This window comes from Hydrogenophaga crocea (genome assembly GCF_011388215.1).
GTDB lineage: Bacteria > Pseudomonadota > Gammaproteobacteria > Burkholderiales > Burkholderiaceae_C > Hydrogenophaga > Hydrogenophaga crocea.
In genome coordinates, this window is record NZ_CP049989.1 from 1,799,288 (window position 1) to 1,824,223 (window position 24,936).

The window sequence follows — 24,936 nt, forward strand, 5'->3', positions numbered from 1 at the left end:
CCGCCCCATGCCCGTTGCCACCCTGCCCGCCACCGAAGCGCTGCGCCGCCTCGACACCTTCGACACCGTGATCGACGCCCGCTCGGAGGACGAGCACGCGCTCGACCACGTGCCGCACGCGATCAACTGGCCCACGCTGGACAACGCCCAGCGCATCGAGATCGGCACTATGTACAAGCAGGTGAGCGCGTTCGAGGCCAAGAAGCGCGGCGCGGCCTACGCGGCGCGCAACATCGCGGCCCACATCGAACGCGAGGGCCTGGACAAGCCCAAGGACTGGAAGCCGCTGGTGTACTGCTGGCGCGGCGGCAACCGCAGCGGCGCGCTCGCCACCATCCTGGGCGCGATCGGCTTCCAGGTGACGCTGATCGAAGGCGGCTACAAGGCCTGGCGCGCGGCCCTGGTGGATGACCTGCCGCGCCAGGCCGCGCGGCTGCGCTACTGCGTGCTCTGCGGCCCCACGGGCAGCGGCAAGACGCGGCTGCTGCAGGCGCTCGCGGCCGAGGGCGCGCAGGTGCTCGACCTCGAAGGCCTGGCCTGCCACCGCAGCTCGGTGCTGGGCCTGCTGCCCGGCCGGCCGCAGCCGAGCCAGAAGCGCTTCGACGCGCTGGTCTGGGACGCGCTGCGCCGCTTCGACCCGGCGCGGCCGGTGTACGTGGAAAGCGAGAGCAAGAAGGTGGGCAACCTGCGCGTGCCCGATGCGCTCATGGACGCCATGCGCGCGAGCGATTGCATCGCGATCACGCTGGCCGACGAGGAGCGCGTGGCGCTGCTGCTCGAGGACTACGACTTCTTCGTGCGCCAGCCCGACTTCTTCATCGAGCGCCTGATGGCGCTGCGCGCCGTGCGCGGGGGTGAGGTGGTGGACGCCTGGGTGGCGCAGGTGCGCGCGGGCCAGATTCCTGCCGTGGTGCTCGACCTGCTGGTGAGCCACTACGACCCGACCTACCAGGCCTCGACCCAGCGCAACTTCGTGCGCCTGGGCCATGCCCTGCCCTGCATGCTCGCCAACCGCTCGCCGGAGGCGCTGCGCGAGGCCGCGCGCGGCCTGCTGGCGGGCGAAGCGGCGGCAGCAGGCTCAGTCGTTGCCGTCGGCGGCGTCGCCTGAGGGCGCGGGCGCGGCGTCGTCGCGCGGGGCCTCGTCGGCCGCCGGGGCCTCACCGTGTTTGCGAGCGGCCTTCTCGCGGGCCTTCTCTTCCTTCTTCTGCTTCTTTGCCAGCTCGCGCTGGCGCTTTTCGTATCCGTAGTTCGGCGTGGCCAAGGCGGGTGTCCTGCAAGGGTTGAGAAATCAGGCCTGCAACAGCGGCAAGGCCTGTGCCAGATCGGCGCGGAGGTCGTCGACGTGCTCCAGACCGGCGGCAAAGCGTACCAGACCCCCCGCATGGGGCCAACCCAGCGTGCGGATGGAAGGCAGGTCGTAGGGCGCGCACAGGCTCACGGGGCCGGCCCAGCTCCAGCCGAGCTTGAACAGGCGCAGCGCATCGCAGAAGGCGTCGATGCGCGCCTGCGGCACGGCCGGGTCGATCGCCGCGCTGAACAGGCAGGCGCTGGCGCGCGCGTCGCGCCGCCACACCTCGTGGCCGGGCGAACCGGGCAAGGCCGGGTTGAACACGCGCGCGATGCCCGGCTGGCCTTGCAGCCAGGCCGAGAGCTCGCGCGCGGTGGCGTCCTGCTGGCGGTAGCGCAGCTCGATGGTCTGCAGGCCGCGCAGCACGAGCTCGGTGTCGTTGCCCGACACGCCCAGGCCCAGGCGCATGTGGCACAGCAGCACGGCACGGTGCAGGGCCTCGTCGCGCGTGACCACCGAGCCCATGAGCACGTCGGCGCCGCCGCTGGGGTATTTGGTGAGCGCCTGCATGGACACGTCGACGCCGAGCTCGAAAGCCTTGAAGGCGATGCCCGCGCCCCAGGTGTTGTCGAGCGCGGTCACGATGGGGCGCGCATGAGCACCGTTCGCGGCGTTCGCCGCCTTCACCACCGCCACCAGCGCGGGCAGGTCGGGGAATTCGAGCGTGATCGAGCCTGGCGCTTCGAACCACACCAGCCGCGTGGCCGGCGTGATGCGCGCGGCCAGGTCGGCCGGGTTCATGGGGTCGTAGAAGCGGTGCGTGATGCCCCAGGCGGCGAGCTCGCCCTGGGCAAAGGCCTTGCCCGGGCCGTAGGCGTTGTCGGGGATGAGCAGCTCGTCACCGCTGCGCAGAAAGGCCATGTCGACCAGCGCCAGCGCCGACAGGCCGCTCGGCGCGAGCACGCAGAAGCGCCCGCCTTCGAGCGCCGCGATGCGCTCTTCGAGGATGAAGGTGGTGGGCGTGCCGTGCAGGCCGTAGGTGTAGCCCGACTTGTCCTTCCATTCGGCCGTGCGCAGCGCGTGCACGCTCGGAAAGATGACGGTGGAGGCCTTGTGCACGCCGGGTGCCACGGCCTCGAAGCCCTCGGGGGGCTTGTAGGGGTGGTGGATGAGGTGGGTGGACAGGTGATCGGTCATGCGATCAGAGCTTCCACTTTTCGAGCAGCTGCGCGGGGCGCAGGCTGTCGTAGCCCTCGAAGGGCTGGTGGATCCAGGGGTTGGTGGGCAGGAACTCGACCGAGTAGTCGGGCGTGAAGGTCGAGAGCTGCTTGGTCCAGATCACGGCGCTGCGCAGCTCGGTGATCGGGTCGTAGTTGTTCTTGAGCAGGTCGATCACGACCTTGAGCGTGTGGCCCGAGTCGGCCAGGTCGTCGACCAGCAGCACCTTGCCCGCGATCTCGCCCTTGGGCGTGGTGATGTAGCGCGCGATGTCGAGCTTGCCCTGCACCGTGCCGGCCTCGGCGCGGTAGGAGCTGGTCGACATGATGGCCAGCGGCTTGTCGAAGATGCGCGAGAGGATGTCGCCCGGGCGCATGCCGCCGCGCGCCAGGCACAGGATGGTGTCGAACTCCCAGCCCGACTGGTACACCTTGAGCGCCAGCTTTTCGATCAGGTTGTGGTACTCGTCGTAGGAGACGTAGAGGTGTTTGCCGTCTTCGGTGAGCATGCGGACTCCGGGAGGGGGATCGGAAAAGTGTGGTCTGACAGAAGCGAACGCCCTACCCGGAATTACCCGTGGAACGGGTGGTGCAGCAGGATGGTGTGGTCGCGGTCGGGGCTGGTGGAGATCACGTGGATCGGCACGCCCGTGGTTTCCTCGATGCGCTTGAGGTAGTGGCGCGCATTGGCGGGCAGGTCTTCGTAGCGCGTGACGCCCACCGAGGTCTCGGTCCAGCCGGGAATGGTTTCGTAGATCGGCCGGCAGCGCGCGATCTCGTCGGCGCCCATGGGCAGGATGTCGATGCGCTCGCCGTCGAGCTCGTAGCCCACGCACAGCTGCAGCTCGGGCAGGCCGTCGAGCACGTCGAGCTTGGTGATGCACAGGCCCGACAGGCCGTTGACCTGGGCCGAGCGCTTGAGCAGCGCGGCGTCGAACCAGCCGCAGCGGCGCGAGCGGCCGGTGGTCACGCCTTTCTCGGCGCCCACGGTGGACATGTGCCAGCCCGGCGTGCCTTCGGTTTCCCAGTCGAGTTCGGTGGGGAACGGGCCGCCGCCCACGCGCGTGCAATAGGCCTTGGTGATGCCCAGCACGTAGTGCAGCAGCTGCGGTCCCACGCCCGCGCCCGCAGCGGCGTTGCCGGCCACGCAGTTGCTCGAGGTGACGAAGGGGTAGGTGCCGTGGTCGATGTCGAGCAGCGTGCCCTGCGCGCCTTCGAACAGCAGGTTGGCGCCGGTCTTGTGCGCTTCGTTGAGCTCGCGCGAGACGTCGGCGATCATGGGCTTGAGCTGCTCGGCCTGCTGCATGGCCTCGGCGTAGACCGGCTCGAACTGGATCGCGCCGTCTTTCATGTAGGGCGCGATCTTGTCGTCCCAGGCCATGTCGGCCGAGTGCAGGTAGGTGGTGAGCACGTGGTTGTGCAGATCGAGCAGTTCGCGCAGCTTGGTGGCGAAACGCTCGGGGTACTTGAGGTCTTGCACGCGCAGCGCACGGCGCGCGATCTTGTCTTCGTAGGCGGGGCCGATGCCGCGGCCCGTGGTGCCGATCTTCTCGGTGCCGGCCTTGACCTTGGCGGCCTCGCGCGCGATGTCGATCGCGGCGTGGAAAGGCAGGATCAGGGGGCAGGCCTCGCTCACGCGCAGGCGCGAGCGCACCTCGACGCCGGCTTTTTCCAGGCCCGCGATCTCTTCGAACAGCTTGCCCACCGACAGCACCACGCCGTTGCCGATGTAGCACTTGACGCCCGCGCGCATGATGCCGCTGGGGATGAGGTGCAGCGCCGTCTTCACGCCGTTGATGACCAGCGTGTGCCCCGCGTTGTGGCCGCCCTGGAAACGCACCACGCCCTGCGCGGTTTCGGTCAGCCAGTCGACCAGCTTGCCCTTGCCTTCGTCACCCCACTGGGTGCCGACCACCACCACGTTGCGCCCGGGGGTTGCGGCGCTGCCCTTGTTGCTCATCGCGTTTTCCAATCAGAGGGTTCGTACGGTCCAGGCGCCCGCGCGCGCGGTGTCGGGCACCAGCTCGCGGTCGCAGTGGAATTCATCGACCTGGTGGTCGTGGCCCGGCAGTGCGCACACCACCGTCTGGCCTTGCGCGCGCAAGGCGGCAATGGCTTCGCGCAGGCCGGGCTCGCTGCCCCAGGGGGCGCGGATGGCGGCCTCGAGCGGTCGCGGCGCGACGGCGGCGACCAGCTCCTTGAGGTCGAGACTGAAGCCGACCGCGGGGCGCTTGCGGCCGAACACCGCGCCCACCTCGTCGTAGCGGCCGCCGCGCGCGAGGTCGGCCACGGGGCCGCGGGCGTCGCGGGCGAACACCGCGAAACGCACACCCGTGTAGTAGGCGTAGCCGCGCAGGTCGGACAGGTCGATCGAGACCGCCATGCCCTGCACGCGGTCGGCCAGCCACTGCAGCGCGTCGAGCGCGGCGTGCAGCGCGGGCGACGGCGTTAGGCCGCGGCGCGCGGCCGCCAGCACGCTGGCGTCGCCGTAGAGCGTGGGCAGCAGCGCCAGGTCGGCGCGCGCCGGCGCGGGCAGGCCTTGCGACAGCGCCTGCAGGCCGGCCGCGTCCTTGGTGGTGAGCGCGGCGTGAATCTGCGCCACCTGGGCCGCGGGCAGGCCCAGCGGATCGAGCACGGCGTCGATGATGCGCACGTCGGCGAGGTCGAGCTGGAGTTCGCGCAGGCCGGCCGCGCGCAGGCAGGCCTGGGCCAGTTCCACCGCTTCGAGGTCGGCCTCGAGGCCGGCGTGGCCGTAGATCTCGGCGCCGAACTGCAGCGGCTCGCGCGTGGCGGCCGGGCGGTCGATGCGGGTGTGCACCACGGGGCCGCAGTAGCTCAGGCGCGCCACGCCCTGGCGGTTGAGCAGGTGGGCGTCGATGCGCGCGACCTGCGGCGTGCTGTCGGCACGCAGGCCCAGGGTGCGGCCGCTGAGCTGATCGACGAGCTTGAAGGTCTGCAGGTCCAGCGATTCGCCGGTGCCCGTGAGCAGCGACTCGAGGTGCTCGACCAGCGGCGGCATCACGAGCTCGTAACCGTACGAGCGCGCGGTGTCGAGCAGGCTGCGGCGGAGTTCTTCGATGTGCCGGGCCTCGGAGGGCAGGACATCGGCGATGTGATCCGGGAGGACCCAGGCGGACATGGCGTTTGTGGGACGCTGTTAAAAACGCGATTCTACCGGGCCCCCCGGGGGTACCCGGCAGGCGCTCGGTCGGTGCGCCGCGTGGGGGCTCAGGTCAGCCAGAGCACCAGCAGGCCGGTGGCCACGCTGATCAGGCCGAAAAAGCGCAGTTGGCCGTCGCGCAGGCTGAGCATCTGGCTGAACACGCGCCGCCAGCCGCCGGGCGACACCAGCGGCAACAGGCCTTCGAACACCATCACCAGGCCCAGCGCGAGCCACCAGGCCTCGTCCATGTCAGCGTTGGCTGCCCACGTTGCTGTTGCGCAGCGAACCGAAGAAGTCGGTGGACGGATCGACCACCATCACGTCGTGTTTGCCGGAGAAGCTGGCCTTGTAGGCCTCGAGCTGGCGGTAGAAGCGCGCGAACGCCGGGTCGCGGCCGAAGGCGTCGCTGAACGCGGCGGCGGCCTGGGCGTCGCCCTCACCCTTGATGCGCTGGGCCTCGCGGTAGGCCTCGGCCACGATCACCTCGCGCTGGCGGTCGGCGTCGGCGCGGATGGCCTCGCCCTCGGCGAAGCCGGTCGAGCGCAGCTCGTTGGCCACGCGCTTGCGCTCGGCCTCCATGCGCTGGTAGACCGAGGTCACGATGGACTCGGCGTAGTCGACGCGGTTGATGCGCACGTCGACCACCTCCATGCCCCAGGGCTGGTTGGCGCTCTGGATGGCGCCCGTGACCTGGCGCTGCACGTCGCGCATGAGCTCGTCGCGGCGCGCCGAGAGCAGCTCGCGCAGGGTGCGCTTGTTGACTTCCTGCTGGAAGGCGTTGCGCACCACGCGGTTGAGCTGCAGCGCCCCCGCGCGCTCGTTCACGCCCACGTTGCGGATGTAGGCCTGCGGGTCGCTGATGCGCCAGCGCACGTACCAGTCGATCACCACGCGCTGCTTCTCGGCCGTGAGGGTGGGTTCGCTGTCCTGGCTTTCGAGCGTGAGCAGGCGTTTGTCGATGTAGCTGACGTTCTGGAACGGCGGCGGCAGCTTGAAGTTCAGGCCCGGCTCGGTCACGACCTGCTTGATCTGGCCGAGCTGGTAGACGACGCCGAACTGGCGCTGGTCGACAACGAACAGCATGGAACTGGCCACGGCCAGCGCCACGATGAGCGAGGTGATGAGGAATCCGATCTTGTTCATGTGGTGTGCCCCTGCTTCAGCGGCTTTCGCGGTCGCGCGAGCGGGCGGCGTCACCGCCGCGGTCCGGGGTGCTGCTCACCGGCGGCGGCGCGCTCGGCAGGGTCGTGGACGAAGACGGCGAGCCCGTGGCCGGCTGGGGCGCACCCGCGGCCTGCATGAGCTTGTCGAGCGGCAGGTACAGCAGGTTGGAGCCGCCGTTGCGGGTGTCCACCAGCACCTTGGTGACGTTGCTGTAGACCTGCTGCATGGCGTCGGTGTACATGCGCTCGCGCGTGACCTGCGGCGCCTTCTGGTACTCGGCGAGCACCGAGCGGAAGCGCTGCGCGTCACCCTGGGCCTGGGCCGTGATGCGGGCCTTGTAGCCCTCGGCCTCTTCGGTGAGGCGCGAGGCGGTACCGCGCGCCCGCGGCACCACGTCGTTGCGGTAGGCCTCGGCGTCGTTCTTGGCGCGCTCGCGTTCCTGGCCGGCGCGCAGCACGTCGTCGAATGCGGCCTGCACCTGCTCGGGCGGGCGCACGCCGCCTTGCTGCAGGTTCACGGCCACCACCTCGATGCCCACCTTGTAGCGGTCGAGGATGGTCTGCATGAGCGTGCGCACGCGCGGCGCGATCTGGTCGCGTTCCTCGGCGAGCACCGCGTCCATCTTCATCTTGCCCACCACCTCGCGCACCGCCGTTTCGGCGGCCTTCTGCACGGCGAGGTCGGGGTCGCGGCTTTCGAACAGGAAGGCGCGCGCGTCGCTCAGGCGGTACTGCACGACGAACTTGATGTCGACGATGTTCTCGTCTTCGGTAAGCATGGACGACTCGCGCAGGCCGGTGGCCGGCACCACGTTGTCGCGGCCCACATCGACCGAGCGCAGCTGCGTCACGAACACGGTCTCGTGGCGCTGCACCGGGTAGGGCAGGCGCCAGTTGAAGCCGGCGCCCACGGTGCTGTGGTAGCGGCCGAACTGCGTGACCACGGCCTGCTGGCCTTCCTGCACGATGAAGAAGCCGGTGCCGAGCCAGATCAGCGCGGCCACGCCGACGATCAGGCCCACGCCCACGCCGGCCGCCTTGGGGTTGGGGTTGAAGCCGGATGGGCCGCCCCCGTGGCCGCCGCCCCCACCGCCCTGCCCGCCGCCACCGCCGCGGCGGTTGCCCAGCAGGCCACCGAGCTTGCGGTTGAAGTCGCGCCAGAGCTCATCGAGGTCGGGCGGGCCCTGGTTCGGGCCCTGGCCGCGCGGTCGTTGCCCGCCGCGCTCGTCGTCCTGGCCGTTGTCGTCGCGGCCCCAGCGCGGGTCGTTGAGGTTGAACACACCGATCCAGCGGCGCCAGCCGCGGTGCGATGCCGTCGCGCGCGGCGACAAGGGGTGCTGGTTCGGAGGGGTCACATCCATGCTGTGTGGTGGTTCTGTGTGCGACGGTGACACGCCATTGTGCCGAATCATTCCGAGGGGTTCCCGTAATCGAGGGCTTGTCCGGGGTCTTGTGGGGCCTGCCCTGCGGTGCGGCGCGCGACTTCGGCCGCCAGCCAGGCCCGCAGCTCGGGCAGCCCGGTGCCGTCGTGGGCGCTGACGAACAGCCGCGGCAGCACGCGGCCGCCGACCTCGAAGCTGTCGAGGCGGCGCTGCGGCGCGCGTGCGGGGTCGAGCGCGTCGATCTTGTTGAACACCAGCAATTGGGGGATCTCGCCCGCGCCGATCTCGCCGAGCACCTGCTCCACCGCGGTGATCTGCTCGGGGTGGTCGGGGTTGGACGCGTCGACCACGTGCAGCAGCAGGTCGGCCTCGGCCGCCTCCTGCAGGGTGGCGGCGAAGGCGTCGACCAGGCCGTGCGGCAGGTCGCGGATGAAGCCCACGGTGTCCGACAGCGACACCGTGCGCCCGGCCTCGCCCAGATAGAGCTGGCGGGTGGTCGTGTCGAGGGTGGCGAAGAGCTGGTCGGCCGCGTAGGTGCGGGCCTTGACGAGCGCGTTGAACAGCGAGCTCTTGCCCGCATTGGTGTAGCCCACGAGCGAGATGGTGAAGGCGTCGCGGCGCTCGCGCTGGCGGCGCTGGGTGGCGCGCTGCTTCTTGACCTTTTCGAGCCGGTCCTTGGTGCGCTTGATGGCGTCCGAGATCATGCGGCGATCGAGCTCGATCTGCGTCTCGCCCGGGCCGCCGCGCATGCCGATGCCGCCGCTTTGCCGCTCCAGGTGCGACCAGCGCCGCACCAGGCGCGTGGACAGGTACTGCAGCCGCGCGAGTTCGACCTGCAACTTGCCTTCGTGGCTGCGCGCGCGTTGCGCGAAGATCTCCAGGATCAGCAGCGTGCGGTCGTTGACCGGCAGGCCCAGGTGGCGTTCGAGGTTGCGCTGCTGCGCGGGGCTCAGGGCCTGGTCGAACAGCACCTCGGTGGCGCCGGTCGACTGCGCGAGCATCTTGATCTCGTCGGCCTTGCCCGAGCCCACGAACAGCGCCGGGTCGGGGGCGCGCCGCTTGCACGCCACGCGCTCGGCCACGCGGTAGCCGGCGGTCTCGGCGAGCAGGCCGAGTTCGAGCAGCTCGCCGTCGAAATGCGGCAAGCCGAAATCCACGCCGACGAGGATGACGGCGGGGGCGGATTTGGCGGAACGGGACTCGGCGGTCAAGACAGTGGGGCAACGCGCCCTGCGTTGCCCGCCCGGCCCGTGCGAACGGGCCCGGGCCTGGGGCGTTTCAGAGCGCCGCTATCAGGCGTTGGTGTCGTCGGAGCTGGCGACCGAGAACTGGATCGGGCGGCCCGGCACGATGGTGGAGATGGCGTGCTTGTAGACCATCTGGGTGACCGTGTTGCGCAGCAGAACCACGTACTGGTCGAAGGATTCGATTTGCCCTTGCAGCTTGATGCCGTTGACGAGGTAGATCGACACCGGCACGTGTTCTCGACGCAGCTGGTTGAGGAAAGGGTCTTGCAAGAGCTGGCCTTTGTTGTTGCTCACGATATGCTCCGTGTTCGACGTTTCGGAAGGCGGAAACATACCACACGCCTATTCCGACCGCCGCGTGGGGTGATCACATTTCCTTGAACGGGTTCTCGCTCGTCCGATACTCGATTCGCAGCGGCGTTCCCACGAGGTCGAAGGCCTTGCGGAAGCGCCCTTCGAGAAAGCGCGTGTAGGCGTCGGGCACGCGGTCGAGCGCATTGCCGTGGATCACGATCACCGGCGGGTTCATGCCGCCCTGGTGCGCGTAGCGCATCTTGGGCCGGCCGCCACCGCTGCGCGGCGGGGCCTGGAAGGCCACCGACTCCTGCAGCAGCCGCGTGAGCAGCGGCGTGGACATCTTGCGCATGGCCGAGGCGTGCGCCTGGGCGATGGACTTCCACACCGGCGCGAGGCCCTGGCGCTTGCGCGCCGAGATCAGGTGCAGCGAGGCGAACTTGAGGAAGGCCAGACGGGTTTCGATCTGGCGCTCGATCTGCTCGCGCTGGTACGCGTCGACCGCGTCCCACTTGTTGATGGCCAGCACCACGGCGCGGCCGCTTTCGAGGATGTAGCCCGCGATGTGGGCGTCCTGGTCGGTCACACCCTGGGTGGCGTCGAGCAGCAGCAGCACCACGTGCGCGTTCTCGATCGCCTGCAGCGTCTTGACCACCGAGAACTTCTCGATCGCCTCGAACACCTTGCCCTTGCGGCGCAGACCGGCGGTGTCGATGAGCTCGAACTTCTGGCCGTTGCGCTCGAAGGGCACCTTGATCGCGTCGCGCGTGGTGCCGGGCATGTCGAAGGCCACCAGGCGTTCTTCGCCGAGCCAGGCGTTGATCAGCGTGGACTTGCCCACGTTGGGCCGGCCCGCGACTGCGAGCCGGATCACGCCGGGTTCGGCCTCGGGCTCGTCCTCGTCTTCGGGCGGAAGGCCGGGCACGCGCTCGAGCGCGATCTCGAGCATGGAGCGAACGCCCTGGCCATGCGCGGCCGACACCGGCAGCACCTCGCCCAGACCGAGTTCGAAGAACTCCACGGTCTGCGCGCCACTGGTCATGCCTTCGGCCTTGTTGGCCACCAGCACGCAGGGCTTGCCCAGGCGGCGCAGGTAGTTGGCGATGTCGTGGTCCTGCGCGCTCAGACCTGCGCGCGCGTCGACCACGAAGATGACGACGTCGCTTTCGGCCACGGCCTGGCGCGTCTGCTTGGCCATCTCGCGGTAGATGCTGCCCTCGCCCGCGTCGGGCTCGAAACCGCCGGTGTCGATGACGATGACCTCGCGCTTGCCCACGCGGCCGTTGCCGTAGTGGCGGTCGCGCGTGAGGCCGGCGAAGTCGGCCACGATGGCGTCGCGCGTGCCCGTGAGGCGGTTGAAGAGCGTGGACTTGCCGACGTTGGGGCGACCGACGAGGGCGATGACGGGTTTCACGTTGCGCGACTTTGCAAAAGGGCCGGGCCGCTCACTGCGGGCGCCAGGCGTAGAGACCGCCGCGGCTGGTGAGCACCACCAGCGCGTCACCGGCCAGGGCGGGCTGGGACACGATGGCCGAGCCGTCGGTGCTCAGACGCGTCATCTCGCTGCCGTCTTCACGCGACAGCAGGTGCACCAGGCCGTTGCCGTCACCCAGCGCGAACACGCGGCCCAGGGCCAGCGGGGCCGCAAGGCGGTGGTATTTGAGGTGTTCGTTGCGCCAGGCGGGCTCGCCGTCGCCGCGGCGCCAGGCGATCAGGGTGCCGTCGGACTCGCTGCCGAACAGCAGGCGGTCGTCGCCGTGCACGCCGCTCGTGCCCTGGGCGGCGCGGGTCCACACGGGCTGGCCACGCAGCGTGTCCACGCAGCCCACGGCGGCGCCGTAGGCGCGCACGCAGACCTCGTTGCCCAGGCGCCCCACGGGGGCCACGATGTCGATCAGGCGCTCGACCTCGTTGGTGCCGCGCGCGTTCGCCACGGGCACTTCCCAGCGCACAGCGCCGTTGTCGGGGTTCAGGCCCACGAGGCGGCCCGACACGCCCGCCACCAGGGTGTCGCCCACGGCCGCAAGCGCGGCCGGGCGGCTGAGCACCAGCGGGTCGGCCGTGCGGGTCTGGCCCCACAGGCGCGCGCCGTTGGCGGCGTCGTAGGCGGCCACGCTGCGGTCGGCGGTGAAGACGAACACGCGCCCACCGGCCACCAGCGGCGGCGTGAACGAGCGCGCGGCCAGGCGCACGCGCCAGCGTTCCTTGCCGTCGGCCAGGGCCACGAGCAGGTTCTCGCCGGTGATCACCGCGGCGGTCTGGCCGTCGCTGCCCACGCCGGCCGAGAGGCGGGTGCGCAGGTCCACGCGCCAGACGTCGGCGCCCGTGGCCGCATCGATTGCGGCAACCACACCGGCCGAGCCGGCGGCGAACACGCGGCCGCCCGCGGCGACGGGCACGAAGCCCACCCCGCCCTCGCCCACCTGCGCGGTCCAGATCTGTCGCGTGCCCATGAGGGCCGCAGGCGGCGCCAGGGGCGTGGGGTCGGGCTTCTTGGGGCCGGAAGAGCAGGCGGCCAGCAGGGCCACCGAGGCCATGCCCAGGGCAAGCAGGTGGCGCCGGATCATGAACGCGCCTCCGGCTGTTCCACGCTCACGCCGAGGGCGGCGAGCTTGATGGCGACCAGGCGGCGCACCTCGCTGCGCGGCTCCAGGCCCTTCCAGGCGGCCTGGTACTGGGCCTTGGCCTCGTCGGTCTTGCCCTGCGACATGAGCACGTCGCCACGGCGGTCGGCCAGCAGCGGCTCGAAGGCCGCGGGCGCGGGGGTCTGCAGCGCCTGCAGCGCGGCGTCGGCGCGGCCCGCCTCGAGCTCGACCGAGGCCAGGCGCAGCCGGGCCACGGCCTGCAGGCCGTCGTCCTGGGTGGTGTCGAGCACGCCTTGCAGCGCGGCACGCGCCTTGTCGTGCTGGCCGGCTTCGAACAGCACCTTGCCCGCGAGCAGGCCGGCCTGCGCAGCGTAGGTGGTGCGGGCGAAACCGCTGCGCATGTCGGCCAGGCTGCGCTCGGTGCGCTCGAGGTCCTTGGCGAGCGCGGCGCGCTCGACCTCTTCGTAGAGCGCAGCGGCCTTGGCGCCCTGGTTGCGCTGGTACCAGTTCCAGCCGTTCCAGGCGGCGAAGCTGCCGAACACCACGATCAGCACCCAGCTGATGGCGTTGCCGTACTTGGCCCAGAAGTGCTTGAGCTGATCGAGCTGTTCCTGTTCTTCGAGGTCGAGGTGCTTGGCCATGTCGGGATGTGGTCGCGAAAGTGCTGGATTGTAGGTAGCGGCGCGAAACGCCTCAGTGCGCGCGCACGCGGGCGGCGATGGCCTGGGCGTCGGACAGGGGCATGGCCGCCTGCGAAGGCGCGGCGTCGCGCTCGCCGCGCAGGGGCTTGAGCGCCACATGGCCCTGGGCCAGTTCGTCGGCGCCGAAGATCAGCGCCCAGCGCGCGCCGCTGGCGTCGGCCTTCTTGAACTGCGACTTCATGCTGCCCATGCCGTCGGGCCCGCCGGCGTGCATCTGCACGCGCGCGCCGGCCGCGCGCAGGGCACGCAGCAGCGGCATCACGCGCGGCAGGTCGGCGGCGTCGGGCACCACGGCATAGGCATCGGGCACGGGCGCATCGGGCAGGCGGCCCTGCTCTTTCAGGAGCTCGAGGATGCGTTCCATGCCGAGCGCCCAGCCCACGGCGGGCGTGGGCTTGCCGCCGATCTGCTCGAACAGGCCGTCGTAGCGGCCGCCGGCGCAGACCGTGCCTTGCGAGCCGAGCTGGGTGGTGACGAACTCGAACACCGAGAGGTTGTAGTAGTCCATGCCGCGCACCAGCCGCGGGTTGACGCGGTAGGCGATGCCGTGCGCATCGAGCAGCGCTTTCAGGCGCTCGAAGTGCGCGAGCGATTCGGCGCCCAGGTGGTCCATGAGGCGCGGCGCGGCATTCACCAGGGCCTGCATCGCGGGGTTCTTGGTGTCGAGGATGCGCAGCGGGTTGCTGTGCAGGCGGCGCCGGGCGTCTTCGTCGAGCTGGTCGGCGTGCGCTTCGAGGTAGGCGATCAGGGCCTGGCGGTGCGCCAGGCGCTCGGCCGGCTGGCCCAGGCTGTTGATCTCGAGCTCGATGCCCGTGAGGCCGAGCTGCGCCCACAGATCGCTCGCGAGCACGATGAGCTCGGCGTCCACGTCGGGCCCGGCAAAGCCCAGGGCCTCGGCGCCGAACTGGTGGAACTGGCGGTAGCGGCCGCGCTGCGGGCGCTCGTGGCGGAACATCGGGCCCATGTAGTAGAGGCGCTTGGGACCTTCGTAGAGCATGTTGCTCTCGAGGGCCGCGCGCACCACGCCCGCGGTGTTCTCGGGCCGCAGCGTGAGGTGCTCGCCATTGAGCTTGTCTTCGAAGGAGTACATCTCCTTCTCGACGATGTCGGTGACCTCGCCAAGGCCACGCACGAACAGCGCGGTGGGCTCGACGATGGGGGTGCGCAGGTTGCGGTAGCCGTAGCGCGCCATGAGCGCGCGCAGCGTGTCTTCGAGCCACTCCCAGTGCGCCGACTGCGGCGGCGCGATGTCGTTCATGCCTTTGACGGCAACCAGTTTTTCAGCCATGTGCGGGACGGGATGGGAAAAGGGCTCAGGCGGGCGTGCCGAAGCGCTTCTCGATGTAGTTTTCGACGATGGTCTGGAACTCGCGTGCGATGCCTTCGCCACGCAGCGTCATGGCCTTCTGGCCATCGATGAACACAGGCGCGGCGGGCGCTTCGCCGGTGCCGGGCAGGCTGATGCCGATGTCGGCGTGCTTGCTTTCGCCCGGGCCGTTCACGATGCAGCCCATGACCGCCACCTTCATGCCTTCGACGCCCGGGTAACGCTCGCGCCACACGGGCATGGACGCGCGCAGGTAGTCGTCGATCTGCTTCGCGAGTTCCTGGAAAGTGGTGCTGGTGGTGCGGCCGCAGCCCGGGCAGGCGGTGACGCTGGGCACGAAGCTGCGCAGACCCATGGCCTGCAGGATCTCCAGGCCCACCACCACCTCTTGCGTGCGCGCCTCGCCGGGCTGCGGCGTGAGCGAGATGCGGATGGTGTCGCCAATGCCCTGCTGCAGCAGCACCGACAGCGCCGCGGTGGAGGCCACCGCGCCCTTGGTGCCCATGCCGGCCTCGGTGAGGCCCAGGTGCAGCGGGTAGTCGCAGCGCTGGGCCAGCGCCTGGTACACGGCGATCAGGTCCTGCACCGCGCTGACCTTGCACGACAGCACGATGTTCTCGCCCGGCAGGCCGATGGCCTCGGCCTTCTTCGCGGATTCGATGGCCGAGGTGATGAGCGCCTCGTACATCACCTGCTTGGCGTCCCAGGGCGTGGCGCGCGCGGCGTTCTCGTCCATCAGGCGGGCCAGCAGGTCCTGGTCGAGACTGCCCCAGTTCACGCCGATGCGCACGTGTTTGCCCAGGCGTGCGGCGATCTCGACCATCTGCGAGAACTGGCGGTCGCCCTTGTCGCCGCGGCCCACGTTGCCGGGGTTGATGCGGTACTTGGACAGCGCCTCGGCACAGGCCGGGTGGTCGGTGAGCAGGCGGTGGCCGTTGTAGTGGAAGTCGCCGATCAGGGGCACCGCGATGCCCATGCGGTCGAGTTGCTCGCGGATGTGCGGCACGGCCCGGGCGGCTTCGTCGTTGTTGACCGTGATGCGCACGAGCTCCGAGCCGGCCTGCGCGAGTTCCTTCACCTGGATCGCGGTGGCGATCGCGTCGGCGGTGTCGGTGTTGGTCATGGACTGCACGCGCACCGGCGCGTCACCGCCCACGGTGACGGCGTGGCTGCCCCAGCGCACCACGCCCTGGCGCGTGCGCCGGCGGGGCACTTCGGGCAGGGGAATGGGCTGGGGCTCAGGGCTGCTCATGGGTCACTTCGCTTCGAATCGGGCCACGTTGTTGCGTGCGATGGCCGCGGCGTTGAAGGGCCGGCCGCGCAGGGTCACCTCCACGCCGCCCGCGTTGCCGACCACCACCGCGTACGGCGGCGCGGCCGAGAACTCCACGCGCTCGCCGGCCTGCAGCAGGCGCTGAAGCACGACGGTGCCGGTGCCGTTCGTGACCTCGACCCAGGACGCCTGGCTGGCAGCCAGACCCAGCACCGCGCCTTCGGGCGGCCGGGCGCCGGCTTCCGCGGCCGGGGTCGCGGGGCTGGCGGGCGCGGTCGCGGTCGCGGTCGCGGGGGCAGTGGGTGTGGCGGGGGCTTCGGTGGGGGGCGTGGCGGCAGTGCCTGGCGCAGCCGGTGCCGCCGGAGCGGCGCCCGCGCCCGGTGCGGCGCCCGCGTCCGCGGCTGCCGGGGCGGGCGCACCGCCCTCGCCCGCTTCGGGCGTACCGGGCTGGAACAGCGGCGCCGCGGGCGGCGCCATGGGCACGGCCGCGGGCGCAGCGGGGGCGGCCGCTTCTTCGGCGGGGCCGCTGCCCATGCGCGGCAGGAACACGATCACGAGCGCGGCCAGCAGCAGCACGATGGCGACCAGCAGCGCCGGCCGAGAGAGCCAGCTCAGCGCGCCCGCGGGCGGGGCGTCGCTGGCGCCCTTGAAGGGCGCATTGATCGGCCGGCTGGCGTCGCCAAGCACCGGCGCCTGGTTGAGCGGAATCTGCTCGAGCACCGGGCCCGGGTCGATCTTGAGGTGGCGGCTGGCGCTGGACGCGAGCGCGCGCGCAAAGGTCAGGTCGGGCAGTTCGTCGTAGCGCCCGGCTTCGAGCGCCTCGAGCTTGCGCACCGGCACCTTGAGCGCCGCGGCCAGCGCCGCGATGTGCAGGCCCGCGGCTTCGCGCGCTTCGCGCAGGCGCACGGGGCGTTCCGGCACCTGCGGCTGCAGGCCGCCGTCGATCACCGGTTCAGTCATTGAAAGCTCCGCGCTGGTACGCGGCCCATTGGGGCGATTCGGGGAAGCGCCGGCCGAGCTGCTGAGCCAGCTGGGCCACGACCACGTCGTTGCCCAGCCGGCGTTCCACGCGGATGCCCAGCCACAGCGTTTCGGCGTTGGCCAGCTCGGAGTTGTTGACGCGGCGGATGATGAACTGCGCGGCCTGGCTGTCGCCGCGGCGGTGCTTGAGGCTCGCGAGGTTGTAGGCGGCGATGGGGTTGCCCGGGTCGAACTCGTAGGCGCGCGCAAGCGCGGCCTCGGCCTCGGGCAGCTTGCCCGCGCGCAGCAGGCACACGCCCTGCAGCAGCAGCGTGCGCGGGCGGTTCTTGTAGGTCGGGCTTTCGAGCGCCTGCTGGAACAGGCGGTCGGCCTGTTCGTAGCGCGCCTTCTCGCAGGCGAACAGGCCGTAGGCGTGCTGCGCTTCGGCGTCGCGCGGGTTGATCTGCAGCGCGCGGCGGAAGCTCTCCTCGGCCAGCGCGTCGTCCTGCAGCCGCATGTAGACCAGGCCGCGCAGGATGTAGGCCGGGCCGAAGTTGGCGTCGGCCGCGAGCGCGAGCTTGATCTCGTCGAGCGCCACCGTGGTCTGGCCCTGGTCGAAATAGTTGGCCGCGAGCTCGTAGCGCAGTCGCGCCCGGCGCACCGACTGCGGCTCGTCGGAAGCGGTCATGGGCTCGACCCCTGGCGTGGGCGTGGACGACACGCGCGGCGCCTGCGACGCACAACCGGCCAGCACCACCAACGCCAGTGCCGCGGACAGCAGCCACAGCAGGGAGCGGGAACGGGACGGGAGCGGTCGGAACGCTGGCTGTGTCATGCCTGCCTTTCTTTCTCGGGGGTCACGAAGCGGATCGGTTGTTCGGTGGTGCGGCGTTGCGCCATGCGGCGCGCGGCGTTGGTGCGGTCGAGCACGTCGCCCGCGAGCTGGCCACAGGCGGCGTCGATGTCGTCGCCGCGCGTCTTGCGGATGGTGGTGACGATGCCGCCGGCGTTGAGCAATTGCCCGAAGCGCTGCACCACCGCGCGCGGCGAGCAGCGCAGCCCCGAATCGGGGAAGGGGTTGAACGGGATGAGGTTGAGCTTGCAGGGCACACCGCGGCCCGCGTGCCCGCGCAGCAGCTCGAGCAGCGCCTGGGCGTGTTCGGGCTGATCGTTCACGCCGTCGAGCATGCAGTACTCGAAGGTGATGAAGTCGCGCGGCGCGGCCGGGAGGTAGCGCAGGCAGGCGTCGAGCAGCTCGGCGATCGGGTACTTGCGGTTGAGCGGCACTAGGTCGTCGCGCAGCGCATCGGTGGGCGCGTGCAGCGACACGGCCAGCGCCACCGGGCATTCCTGGGCCAGGCGGTCCATCATGGGCACCACGCCCGAGGTGGACACGGTCACGCGGCGGCGCGACAAGCCGTAGCCGTGGTCGTCGAGCATGACCTTGAGCGCGGGGATCAGCGCGTGGATGTTCTGCAGCGGCTCGCCCATGCCCATCATGACCACGTTGGTGATCACGCGTTCCCCGGGCCGGTTCAGGTGCTGGCGCAGGAAGAACTCGGCCTGCCAGAGCTGGGCCAGGATCTCGCCCGTGGTGAGGTTGCGCGAGAAGCCCTGATGACCGGTGGAGCAGAACCGGCAGCCCACGGCACAGCCCGCCTGCGAGGACACGCACAGCGTGCCGCGGTCGTCTTCGGGGATGAACACGGTCTCGACGGCATTGCCGCCGCCGACGTCGAACAGCCACTTGATGGTGCCGTCGGCCGAGTCCTGGCGCGAGAGCACGGGCAGACCGGTGATGTGCGCTGCGCCGGGCAGCTTCTCGCGCAGGCTGCGCGCGAGGTCGGTCATGAGCGAGAAGTCGGACGCACCCTTCTGGTGGATCCAGCGAAACAGCTGGGTGGCGCGGAAGCGCTTTTCGCCCAGCTGTTCGCAGAAGGCGGCCAGCCCCTCGAGGTCGAAGTCGAGCAGGTTGACCGTCATGACATGATCAACGCGAGTAGACGTTCATGCCGGGGAAGAAGAACGCCACTTCCACGGCGGCGGTCTCGGGCGCGTCAGAGCCGTGCACCGCGTTGGCGTCGATGCTGTCGGCGAAGTCGGCGCGGATGGTGCCCGGGGCGGCCTTCTTGGGGTCGGTGGCGCCCATCAGATCGCGGTTCTTGAGGATGGCGCCTTCGCCTTCGAGCACCTGGATCATCACGGGGCCGCTGATCATGAAGTCGACCAGGTCCTTGAAGAAGGGACGCGCGCTGTGCACGGCGTAGAACTGCTCGGCTTCGCGGCGCGAGAGGTGGGCCATCTTGGCGGCCACGACCTTCAGGCCGGCGGCCTCGAAGCGGGCGTAGATCTGGCCGATCACGTTCTTGGCGACGGCGTCGGGTTTGATGATCGAAAGGGTGCGTTCGATGGCCATGGAAGTCCTGAAGTTATGAGAAAAAAGGCCCAGGCGCTGGCGCGCCCGAAAAGCCCACGATTCTACATGGCGGAAGCGTCGTCCAAATGGCTTCAGCCACGTGGCCCGCTGCGGCCACGGCCCTTGGGCGCGCCCGCGGCATTGGCCTGGCGGCGCTGGCGCTGCACGGCGTCCTGGCCGATGTAGCCCTGGCTGGTCTTCATCGGGTCGGGATCGCCGCGCGGCGGGCCGCTGCGGCGGGCCCGCGAGGGCGGCGCCGGCGGCAGCTTGGGGCCGGGACCGTACTTGCGGCGCGCCGTGGCGGGCGCGGCGGGGGCTGGCGCGCGCACCGGCCGCGGGGCTGCCATGCCCGCGGCCTGGCCCAGGCGCTGCACGTCGCGCTCGCCGAGCTCGACCCAGTCACCGCGGCGCAGCCCGCGCGGCAGCACCACGGCGCCGTAGCGGATGCGGATGAGGCGGCTCACGGCGTGGCCCACGGCCTCGAACATGCGCCGCACCTCGCGGTTGCGGCCTTCGCCGATGGTCACGCGGTACCAGCAGTTCGCGCCCTCGCCGCCGCCATCGTCGATGGACTGGAACTGCGCCATGCCGTCGTCGAGGTTCACGCCGTCGAGCAGGCGCTGCTTCTCTTCGTTCGACAACGCGCCCAGCACGCGCACCGCGTACTCGCGCTGCAGCCCGAAGCGCGGGTGCATGAGCTTGTTGGCCAGCTCACCGGCATTGGTGAACAGCAGCAGGCCTTCGGTGTTGAGGTCGAGCCGCCCCACCGACTGCCACTTGCCCTGGTGCAGGCGCGGCAGGCGGCGGAACACCGTGGGCCGGTTCTGCGGGTCGTCGTGCGTGACGACCTCGCCCGCGGGCTTGTGGTAGGCCAGCACGCGCGGCGGCGGCGCCTGCAGGCGCAGGCGCACCGGCTTGCCGTTGACGCGCACGATGTCGCCCTGGCGGATGCGCTGGCCCACGTGGGCGGGCTCGCCATTGACGGACACGCGCCCTTGCTCGATGAGCGATTCCATTTCGAGGCGCGAGCCCAGGCCGGCCTGGGCCAGCACCTTGTGCAGCTTGGGCGAATCGGCCTCGGGCTGCAGCACGCGGCGCGCGGGGCCGGCCGCTGCGGCGGCGGTGTCCTCGGGGGCCGCGGCCTCGTCGAAGGCCCCGCTGACGACCTCGTCGAAGCTCAGGGCGTCGGCCGCGGGCTCGGTGGCCGGGGCGCGGCGCTCAGGCCGGGGTTTGGGGGGAGCCGGCTGGGTCATGGTCGTTCTCGGTGGGGGATTCGGAAGGGGCGGCGGCTTCGGACGCCGCGTCGGGCACCCCGTCGGGCGTGGCATCGGGCGCGAGCGGCTCGTCGGCGTCATCGGGCAGAGGCGCCGCGAGGTTGCCGAAGTCGAGCGAACCGAGCGCCGACTCCTGCACCTCGCTGGCCTCGAGCGGCGGCAGCTGGTCGAGCGAGGCCAGGCCGAGGTCGTCGAGGAATTGCCTGGTGGTGGCAAAGAGCGCGGGCCGGCCCACGGTTTCGCGGTGGCCGATGACCTCGATCCAGCCGCGGTCTTCGAGCTGCTTGAGGATCATCGAGTTGATCGTGACGCCGCGGATGTCTTCCATGTCGCCGCGCGTGACGGGCTGTCGGTAGGCGATGATGGCCAGCGTCTCCATCGCCGCGCGCGAGTAGCGGGGCGGCTTCTCGGGGTGCAGCCGGTCGAGGTAATGGCGCATCTCGGGGCGGCTCTGGAAGCGCCAGCCCGTGGCCACCTGCACCAGTTCCACGCCTCGGCCGCTCCATTCGAGCTGCAGGTTGGTCAGCAGGGACTTGAGCGTGTCGGCCGAGAGCTCGCCGTCGAACAGCACCGACAGTTCGCGCAGCGTCATGGGCTGCGTCGCGCAGATCAGTGCCGTCTCGAGGACGCGCTGGGCATCCGTGGTGTTCATCGTTCGGTCGCGCGGGCCGCGCGCATGGGCTGGGAGGGTGGGCGCCGTGGCCCGCGGGGCTGGCGGCAGGCGGGCCCGCGAGGGGCGCCGCCGGGGCAACGGTCAGGCGATCGGGCCACTGCCGGCAGGCGGCGGATTGTACCGGAGCCCCCCTTGCGCAAGGGCCTCGCGCAGGTCGGCGGGCGGGTCGCGCCAGAAGCGCAGCCCGGCGCCGGTGATGGGGTGCTGCAGGCCCAGGAAGGCCGCGTGCAGGCCCTGGCGCTCGAGGCCCCAGGCCGGGCGGCCGCCGTACACCGCGTCGCCCACCAGGGGCTGCCCGAGCGAGGCCAGGTGCACCCGGATCTGGTGGGTGCGGCCGGTGTGCAGCTTGCAGGCCACGAGCGTGGCCTGGGCATTGCCGTCCAGGCGGTGCAGGTCGGTGCGCGCGGGTTTGCCCGCGCCCTCGCCCACCAGCGCCATGCGCAGGCGGTTGTGCGGGTCGCGGCCGATGAAGCCTTCGAGCGTGCGCGAATCGGGGCCGCGCCAGGCGCCGTGCGCCAGCGCGAGGTACTGGCGGTTCACCTCGCGCGCCGCGATCGCGCGCACCAGCGCGTCCATGGCCGGGCGCGACTTGGCCACCAGCATCAGGCCCGAGGTGTCCTTGTCGAGCCGGTGCACGATGCCGGCGCGCGGCAGCGTGGCCGCGGCCTCGTGGTGCGCGAGCAGGCCATTGAGCAGCGTGCCCGACCAGTGGCCGGCGGCCGGGTGCACCACCAGGCCCGCGGGCTTGTCGATCACCATCAGGTGCTCGTCCTCGAAGCACACGGCCAGCGCCATGGGTTGGGCCACGAAGGCCCGGGCCTGCGCCGTGGGGCGCAGTGTGACCTCGATGGCATCGCCCACCGCCACCTTGGCCGAGGCCTTGGTGCAGGCCTGGCCGCGCCAGCGCACGCCGCCCTCGGCCAGCACCTGCTGCAGGTAGGAGCGCGAGAACTCGGGCACCAGTTGCGCGAGCGCACGGTCGATGCGCCAACCGTGCAGCCCGGCCGGCACCGCGCAGTGGCGCGACTCGGCCTGGTCCTCGAGCGCGTCGGCCGCCTCGACCCCCACCGATATACTGTCCGTCTCCGCCAACGTGTCCTGTTCCAGAGGTATGCCCTTGAAGTTGCGCCGTCGATTATCGGCCCCGGCCCTGGCCGCTCTTGCGCTGGCCGCGCTCCTGCAAGGCTGCGGCAGCACCAAGCCGGTCGACGAGACCGCCGGCTGGAGCCCCAACCGCCTCTACAGCGAAGCGATCGACGAGCGCAATGCCGGCAATTTCGAGCGCGCCGTGACGCTCTTCGAGCGCCTCGAAGGCCGCGCCGCCGGCACGCCGCTGGCCCAGCAGGCCCAGCTCGACAAAGCCTACACCCACTACAAGGGCGACGAACCCGCGAAGGCGCAGGCCGCGATCGACCGCTTCATGCGCCTGCACCCGGCCAGCCCGGCGCTCGACTACGCGCTCTACCTCAAGGGCCTGGTCAACTTCAACGACAACCTCGGCCTGTTCGGCTCGCTCGCGCGCCAGGACCTGTCCGAGCGCGACCAGAAAGCCGCCAAGGAGTCGTTCGATGCCTTCCGCGAACTGGTGACGCGCTTCCCCGACTCGCGCTACGCGCCCGATGCGCGTGCGCGCATGACCTACGTGGTGAACTCGCTCGCGCAGTACGAGGTGCACGTGGCGCGCTACTACTACAGCCGCGGCGCCTACCTCGCGGCCATCAACCGCTCGCAGGCCGCCCTCACCGACTACGTGGACGCACCGGCCCTTGAAGAAGCGCTGTTCATCATGGTGCAGTCGTACGACGCCCTGGGCATGACCCAGCTGCGCGACGACACCGCGCGCGTCATGCGTGCGAGCTACCCGAACAGCGAGTACCTCGCCAAGGGTTTCAAGCGCCGCGATGGCGCGTGGTGGAAGCTCTGGTGAGCGCGAGCGCATCGAGCCAGTCCGCCACCTCCTCCTCGTTCTCCAGCCAGCGCCAGTCCGCCAGCGCCGCCGACAGGCGCAGCGCGTAGGTGCGCGTGCGCAGGCGCACGTCACCCACCACGAACAGGCCACGGTCCTCGGGTGAGCGGATGAGCCGGCCCGCGGCCTGGCGCAAGGCCATCGCGGCATCGGCGAGCTGAACCGCCTCGAAGGCATCGGCACCCGCCTCGCGCGCGCGCGCCAGCCGCCGCTGCACCCAGGGGTCGTCGGGCGGGGCGAAGGGCAGCTTGTCCACCACCACGAGCCTGAGGCCGTTGCCGGGCACGTCCACGCCGCGCCAGAACGCCCCGCTGCCCACGACCACGGTGGGCGCACGCGGGTCGTCCTGACGCAGCGCCTCCCAGGCCGCGCGGCCGCCCTCACCCACGGCCCGCAGCACGCGCCAGTGCGGCGGCAGCTCGGCCGCCAGGGCCTGCGCGATGCGCTCGGCCGCGCGCCGCGTGGTGCACAGCACCAGCGCTTGCCCACCCAGGCGCTGGGCCCAGCGCGCCACCTGCCGCGCCAGCGACTCCACGTGCGCAGGGTCGGCCGGCTCGGGCAGGTCGGGGGGCACGTGCCAGGCGGCGCCCACCAACGGCCCTTCGGGCGCCACGTGCAGCGCCCGCAGGCCGGTCAGCGAGTGCAGACCCAGTGCGTCGCGGTGCCAGCGCAGGCCGGGTTCGTCGCCCAGCGTGGCCGAGGTGTGGACCACGGCGCGCACGCCCGCGCTCGCGCCGGTGGCGAGCTCGCGGGCCTGGGCCTCGTCGGCCTCGGGCCCGGGCAGCACCAGGGTCCAGTGCTGCGCGTCCTGCCAATCGAGCCAGGCGCCGGGGCCGGTCTCGCCGCCCGCGGGGGCGAGCAGGCCCTGCAGCACCTGGGCGATCGCCACCGCGCGCTCGCTCAGCGCACCGAGGCGGGCGTCGCTGCCCTGCGCCGCCTGCAGGGCGCGGTGGGCCTGCTGCAGCGCCAGGCCGAGCTCACGCGCGGCCCCGCCCCCCGCAGCGCCCTCGACCGACAGCGGCCAGGCCTGCAGGCCTTCGCGCGGCGCGGCCGCCTGCAGCGCGCGCGACAGGCTGCGCCACGCGCGATCGCCCTGCAAGGCCAGCCCGGCCCAGGGCGCGCTGCCGCGCGCCGGCCCCTGCGCGAGTTCGGCGAGGTCGGACCAGAAACGCGACACGGCCCAGGCCTCGGCGCGCTGCGTGTGCCAGTGGCGTGCGAGCTCGTGCAACGCATGCGCCTCGTCGAACACCAGCACCGGATGGCGGGGCACGCCCGCGCTGCGACCCTGGCGGCGCGCCCGCAACTCACTCAGCCACACGTGGTGGTTGATCACCACCACATCGGCCTCGGCCGCGCGCCGGCGCGCCCGCTCGACGTGGCAGTCGGCCCAGCGCGGGCAGGCCTGGCGCAGGCAGTTCTCGCTCGTGGACACCAGGACCGGGCGCAAGGACGCGTCGACCGCCGCCCCCGGCCATTCGTCGAGGTCGCCCTCGGCCGATGCGCCGGCCCAGGCCAGCAGTTCGCGCAGCCGCGCGTGGCGCTCCCACTCGCCCGGCCGGGGGCCGCGCTGCACCGCATCGCCCAGGCGCTGCAGGCAGGCGTAGCGGCCGCGCCCCTTCAGCACCGCCACCCGCACCGGCCGCGCAAGCGCCTGCGCCAGCCGCGGCAGGTCGCGCGTGGCGAGCTGGTGCTGCAGCACGTGGGTGCTGGTGGCCACCACCGCACGCCCGCCCCACAGCAACAGCGGCAGCAGGTAGGCCAGGGTCTTGCCGGAGCCGGTGGGCAGTTGCGCGAGCAGCGTGCCGCCCTGTTCGAGCACCGCGGCCACCGCCTCGGCCATGCGTGCCTGCGGCGCCTGCACGCGCCAGTGCGGCCACGCGGCGGACAGCGGGCCATCGGCACACAGGGCGGCGCGCAGGCGCTCGTGCAGCGGGAGCAGGTCGGTGGTTTCGGGCACAGGTGGGGCGAGATTAAGGGATACCATTGCGGGCGCCCTGCGGGCCCGCT

At 71.4% G+C, this 24,936-nt stretch carries 25 protein-coding genes; 2 read left to right on the forward strand and 23 right to left on the reverse strand.

Annotation, left to right across the window (positions count from 1 at the left end):
• Window positions 1-7: 7 nt before the first annotated feature.
• Window positions 8-1,108, forward strand: coding sequence for a tRNA 2-selenouridine(34) synthase MnmH (gene mnmH / locus G9Q37_RS08550; protein ID WP_166226790.1), 1,101 nt, complete (start codon window positions 8-10; stop codon window positions 1,106-1,108).
• Here mnmH and G9Q37_RS08555 read toward each other — a convergent pair.
• From G9Q37_RS08555 to G9Q37_RS08660, 22 genes are all read right to left on the reverse strand, one after another.
• Complete coding sequence (locus tag G9Q37_RS08555; RefSeq protein WP_166226791.1) at window positions 1,079-1,261, reverse strand: hypothetical protein; 183 nt, start codon at window positions 1,259-1,261, stop codon at window positions 1,079-1,081. The genes mnmH and G9Q37_RS08555 overlap by 30 nt on opposite strands.
• A gap of 27 nt (window positions 1,262-1,288) precedes the next feature.
• A complete protein-coding gene (locus G9Q37_RS08560) occupies window positions 1,289-2,485 on the reverse strand; it encodes a PLP-dependent transferase (protein ID WP_166226792.1) in 1,197 nt (398 codons plus the stop codon).
• Window positions 2,486-2,489: 4 nt separating this feature from the next.
• Complete coding sequence (locus tag G9Q37_RS08565) at window positions 2,490-3,014, reverse strand: phosphoribosyltransferase (RefSeq protein WP_166226793.1); 525 nt, start codon at window positions 3,012-3,014, stop codon at window positions 2,490-2,492.
• A gap of 62 nt (window positions 3,015-3,076) precedes the next feature.
• A complete protein-coding gene (locus G9Q37_RS08570; protein WP_166226794.1) occupies window positions 3,077-4,465 on the reverse strand; it encodes an adenylosuccinate synthase in 1,389 nt (462 codons plus the stop codon).
• A gap of 12 nt (window positions 4,466-4,477) precedes the next feature.
• Window positions 4,478-5,644: an ATP phosphoribosyltransferase regulatory subunit gene (locus tag G9Q37_RS08575; RefSeq protein WP_166226795.1), complete on the reverse strand. Its 1,167-nt coding sequence runs from the start codon at window positions 5,642-5,644 to the stop codon at window positions 4,478-4,480.
• Window positions 5,645-5,733: 89 nt separating this feature from the next.
• Window positions 5,734-5,916 (reverse strand): DUF2065 domain-containing protein, encoded by a 183-nt coding sequence (locus G9Q37_RS08580; protein WP_166226796.1) that lies wholly within the window; start codon window positions 5,914-5,916, stop codon window positions 5,734-5,736.
• A 1-nt stretch (window position 5,917) separates the two neighbouring features.
• The gene (gene hflC, locus G9Q37_RS08585; protein ID WP_166226797.1) at window positions 5,918-6,811 is read right to left on the reverse strand and encodes a protease modulator HflC; all 894 of its coding nucleotides are present in this window, start codon (window positions 6,809-6,811) and stop codon (window positions 5,918-5,920) included.
• Between the two features lie 16 nt (window positions 6,812-6,827).
• Window positions 6,828-8,192: an FtsH protease activity modulator HflK gene (gene hflK / locus G9Q37_RS08590; protein WP_166226798.1), complete on the reverse strand. Its 1,365-nt coding sequence runs from the start codon at window positions 8,190-8,192 to the stop codon at window positions 6,828-6,830.
• A 47-nt stretch (window positions 8,193-8,239) separates the two neighbouring features.
• Window positions 8,240-9,424 carry a GTPase HflX gene (gene hflX / locus G9Q37_RS08595; RefSeq protein WP_205710738.1) on the reverse strand — a complete coding sequence of 395 codons (1,185 nt, stop codon included), beginning with the start codon at window positions 9,422-9,424 and terminating at the stop codon, window positions 8,240-8,242.
• Between the two features lie 81 nt (window positions 9,425-9,505).
• The gene (gene hfq, locus G9Q37_RS08600) at window positions 9,506-9,793 is read right to left on the reverse strand and encodes an RNA chaperone Hfq (RefSeq protein ID WP_166226799.1); all 288 of its coding nucleotides are present in this window, start codon (window positions 9,791-9,793) and stop codon (window positions 9,506-9,508) included.
• Between the two features lie 34 nt (window positions 9,794-9,827).
• Window positions 9,828-11,168 carry a ribosome biogenesis GTPase Der gene (gene der, locus G9Q37_RS08605; RefSeq protein ID WP_166226800.1) on the reverse strand — a complete coding sequence of 447 codons (1,341 nt, stop codon included), beginning with the start codon at window positions 11,166-11,168 and terminating at the stop codon, window positions 9,828-9,830.
• A 31-nt stretch (window positions 11,169-11,199) separates the two neighbouring features.
• Complete coding sequence (gene bamB, locus G9Q37_RS08610; RefSeq protein WP_166226801.1) at window positions 11,200-12,321, reverse strand: outer membrane protein assembly factor BamB; 1,122 nt, start codon at window positions 12,319-12,321, stop codon at window positions 11,200-11,202.
• Window positions 12,318-12,980, reverse strand: a complete 663-nt coding sequence (locus tag G9Q37_RS08615; RefSeq protein WP_166226802.1) for a YfgM family protein — start codon at window positions 12,978-12,980, stop codon at window positions 12,318-12,320. The genes bamB and G9Q37_RS08615 overlap by 4 nt, the downstream gene beginning before the upstream one ends.
• Window positions 12,981-13,032: 52 nt before the next feature.
• Window positions 13,033-14,328, reverse strand: a complete 1,296-nt coding sequence (gene hisS, locus G9Q37_RS08620; protein WP_166226803.1) for a histidine--tRNA ligase — start codon at window positions 14,326-14,328, stop codon at window positions 13,033-13,035.
• Between the two features lie 25 nt (window positions 14,329-14,353).
• The gene (gene ispG / locus G9Q37_RS08625; RefSeq protein ID WP_166226804.1) at window positions 14,354-15,619 is read right to left on the reverse strand and encodes a flavodoxin-dependent (E)-4-hydroxy-3-methylbut-2-enyl-diphosphate synthase; all 1,266 of its coding nucleotides are present in this window, start codon (window positions 15,617-15,619) and stop codon (window positions 14,354-14,356) included.
• A 3-nt stretch (window positions 15,620-15,622) separates the two neighbouring features.
• Window positions 15,623-16,600, reverse strand: a complete 978-nt coding sequence (locus G9Q37_RS08630) for a helix-turn-helix domain-containing protein (protein WP_166226805.1) — start codon at window positions 16,598-16,600, stop codon at window positions 15,623-15,625.
• Window positions 16,593-17,435: a type IV pilus biogenesis/stability protein PilW gene (gene pilW / locus G9Q37_RS08635; protein ID WP_166226806.1), complete on the reverse strand. Its 843-nt coding sequence runs from the start codon at window positions 17,433-17,435 to the stop codon at window positions 16,593-16,595. Before pilW ends, G9Q37_RS08630 begins: the two co-directional genes overlap by 8 nt.
• Window positions 17,432-18,583 carry a dual-specificity RNA methyltransferase RlmN gene (gene rlmN, locus G9Q37_RS08640; RefSeq protein ID WP_166226807.1) on the reverse strand — a complete coding sequence of 384 codons (1,152 nt, stop codon included), beginning with the start codon at window positions 18,581-18,583 and terminating at the stop codon, window positions 17,432-17,434. Before rlmN ends, pilW begins: the two co-directional genes overlap by 4 nt.
• A 7-nt stretch (window positions 18,584-18,590) precedes the next feature.
• On the reverse strand, window positions 18,591-19,016 hold the full coding sequence (ndk, locus tag G9Q37_RS08645; RefSeq protein WP_166226808.1) for a nucleoside-diphosphate kinase: 426 nt from the start codon (window positions 19,014-19,016) through the stop codon (window positions 18,591-18,593).
• A gap of 92 nt (window positions 19,017-19,108) precedes the next feature.
• The gene (locus G9Q37_RS08650) at window positions 19,109-20,269 is read right to left on the reverse strand and encodes a pseudouridine synthase (protein ID WP_240936573.1); all 1,161 of its coding nucleotides are present in this window, start codon (window positions 20,267-20,269) and stop codon (window positions 19,109-19,111) included.
• The gene (gene scpB / locus G9Q37_RS08655) at window positions 20,235-20,942 is read right to left on the reverse strand and encodes an SMC-Scp complex subunit ScpB (protein ID WP_205710740.1); all 708 of its coding nucleotides are present in this window, start codon (window positions 20,940-20,942) and stop codon (window positions 20,235-20,237) included. The genes G9Q37_RS08650 and scpB overlap by 35 nt, the downstream gene beginning before the upstream one ends.
• 102 nt (window positions 20,943-21,044) lie before the next feature.
• Window positions 21,045-22,055: an RluA family pseudouridine synthase gene (locus G9Q37_RS08660; RefSeq protein WP_420810312.1), complete on the reverse strand. Its 1,011-nt coding sequence runs from the start codon at window positions 22,053-22,055 to the stop codon at window positions 21,045-21,047.
• A 19-nt stretch (window positions 22,056-22,074) separates the two neighbouring features.
• Here G9Q37_RS08660 and G9Q37_RS08665 point away from each other — a divergent pair, with 19 nt between their 5' ends.
• A complete protein-coding gene (locus tag G9Q37_RS08665) occupies window positions 22,075-22,890 on the forward strand; it encodes an outer membrane protein assembly factor BamD (RefSeq protein WP_166226810.1) in 816 nt (271 codons plus the stop codon).
• Here the strand turns inward: G9Q37_RS08665 and G9Q37_RS08670 are convergent.
• Window positions 22,853-24,886, reverse strand: coding sequence for an ATP-dependent DNA helicase (locus G9Q37_RS08670; protein ID WP_166226811.1), 2,034 nt, complete (start codon window positions 24,884-24,886; stop codon window positions 22,853-22,855). The two genes, G9Q37_RS08665 and G9Q37_RS08670, sit on opposite strands and share 38 nt — an antisense overlap.
• Window positions 24,887-24,936: the final 50 nt, after the last annotated feature.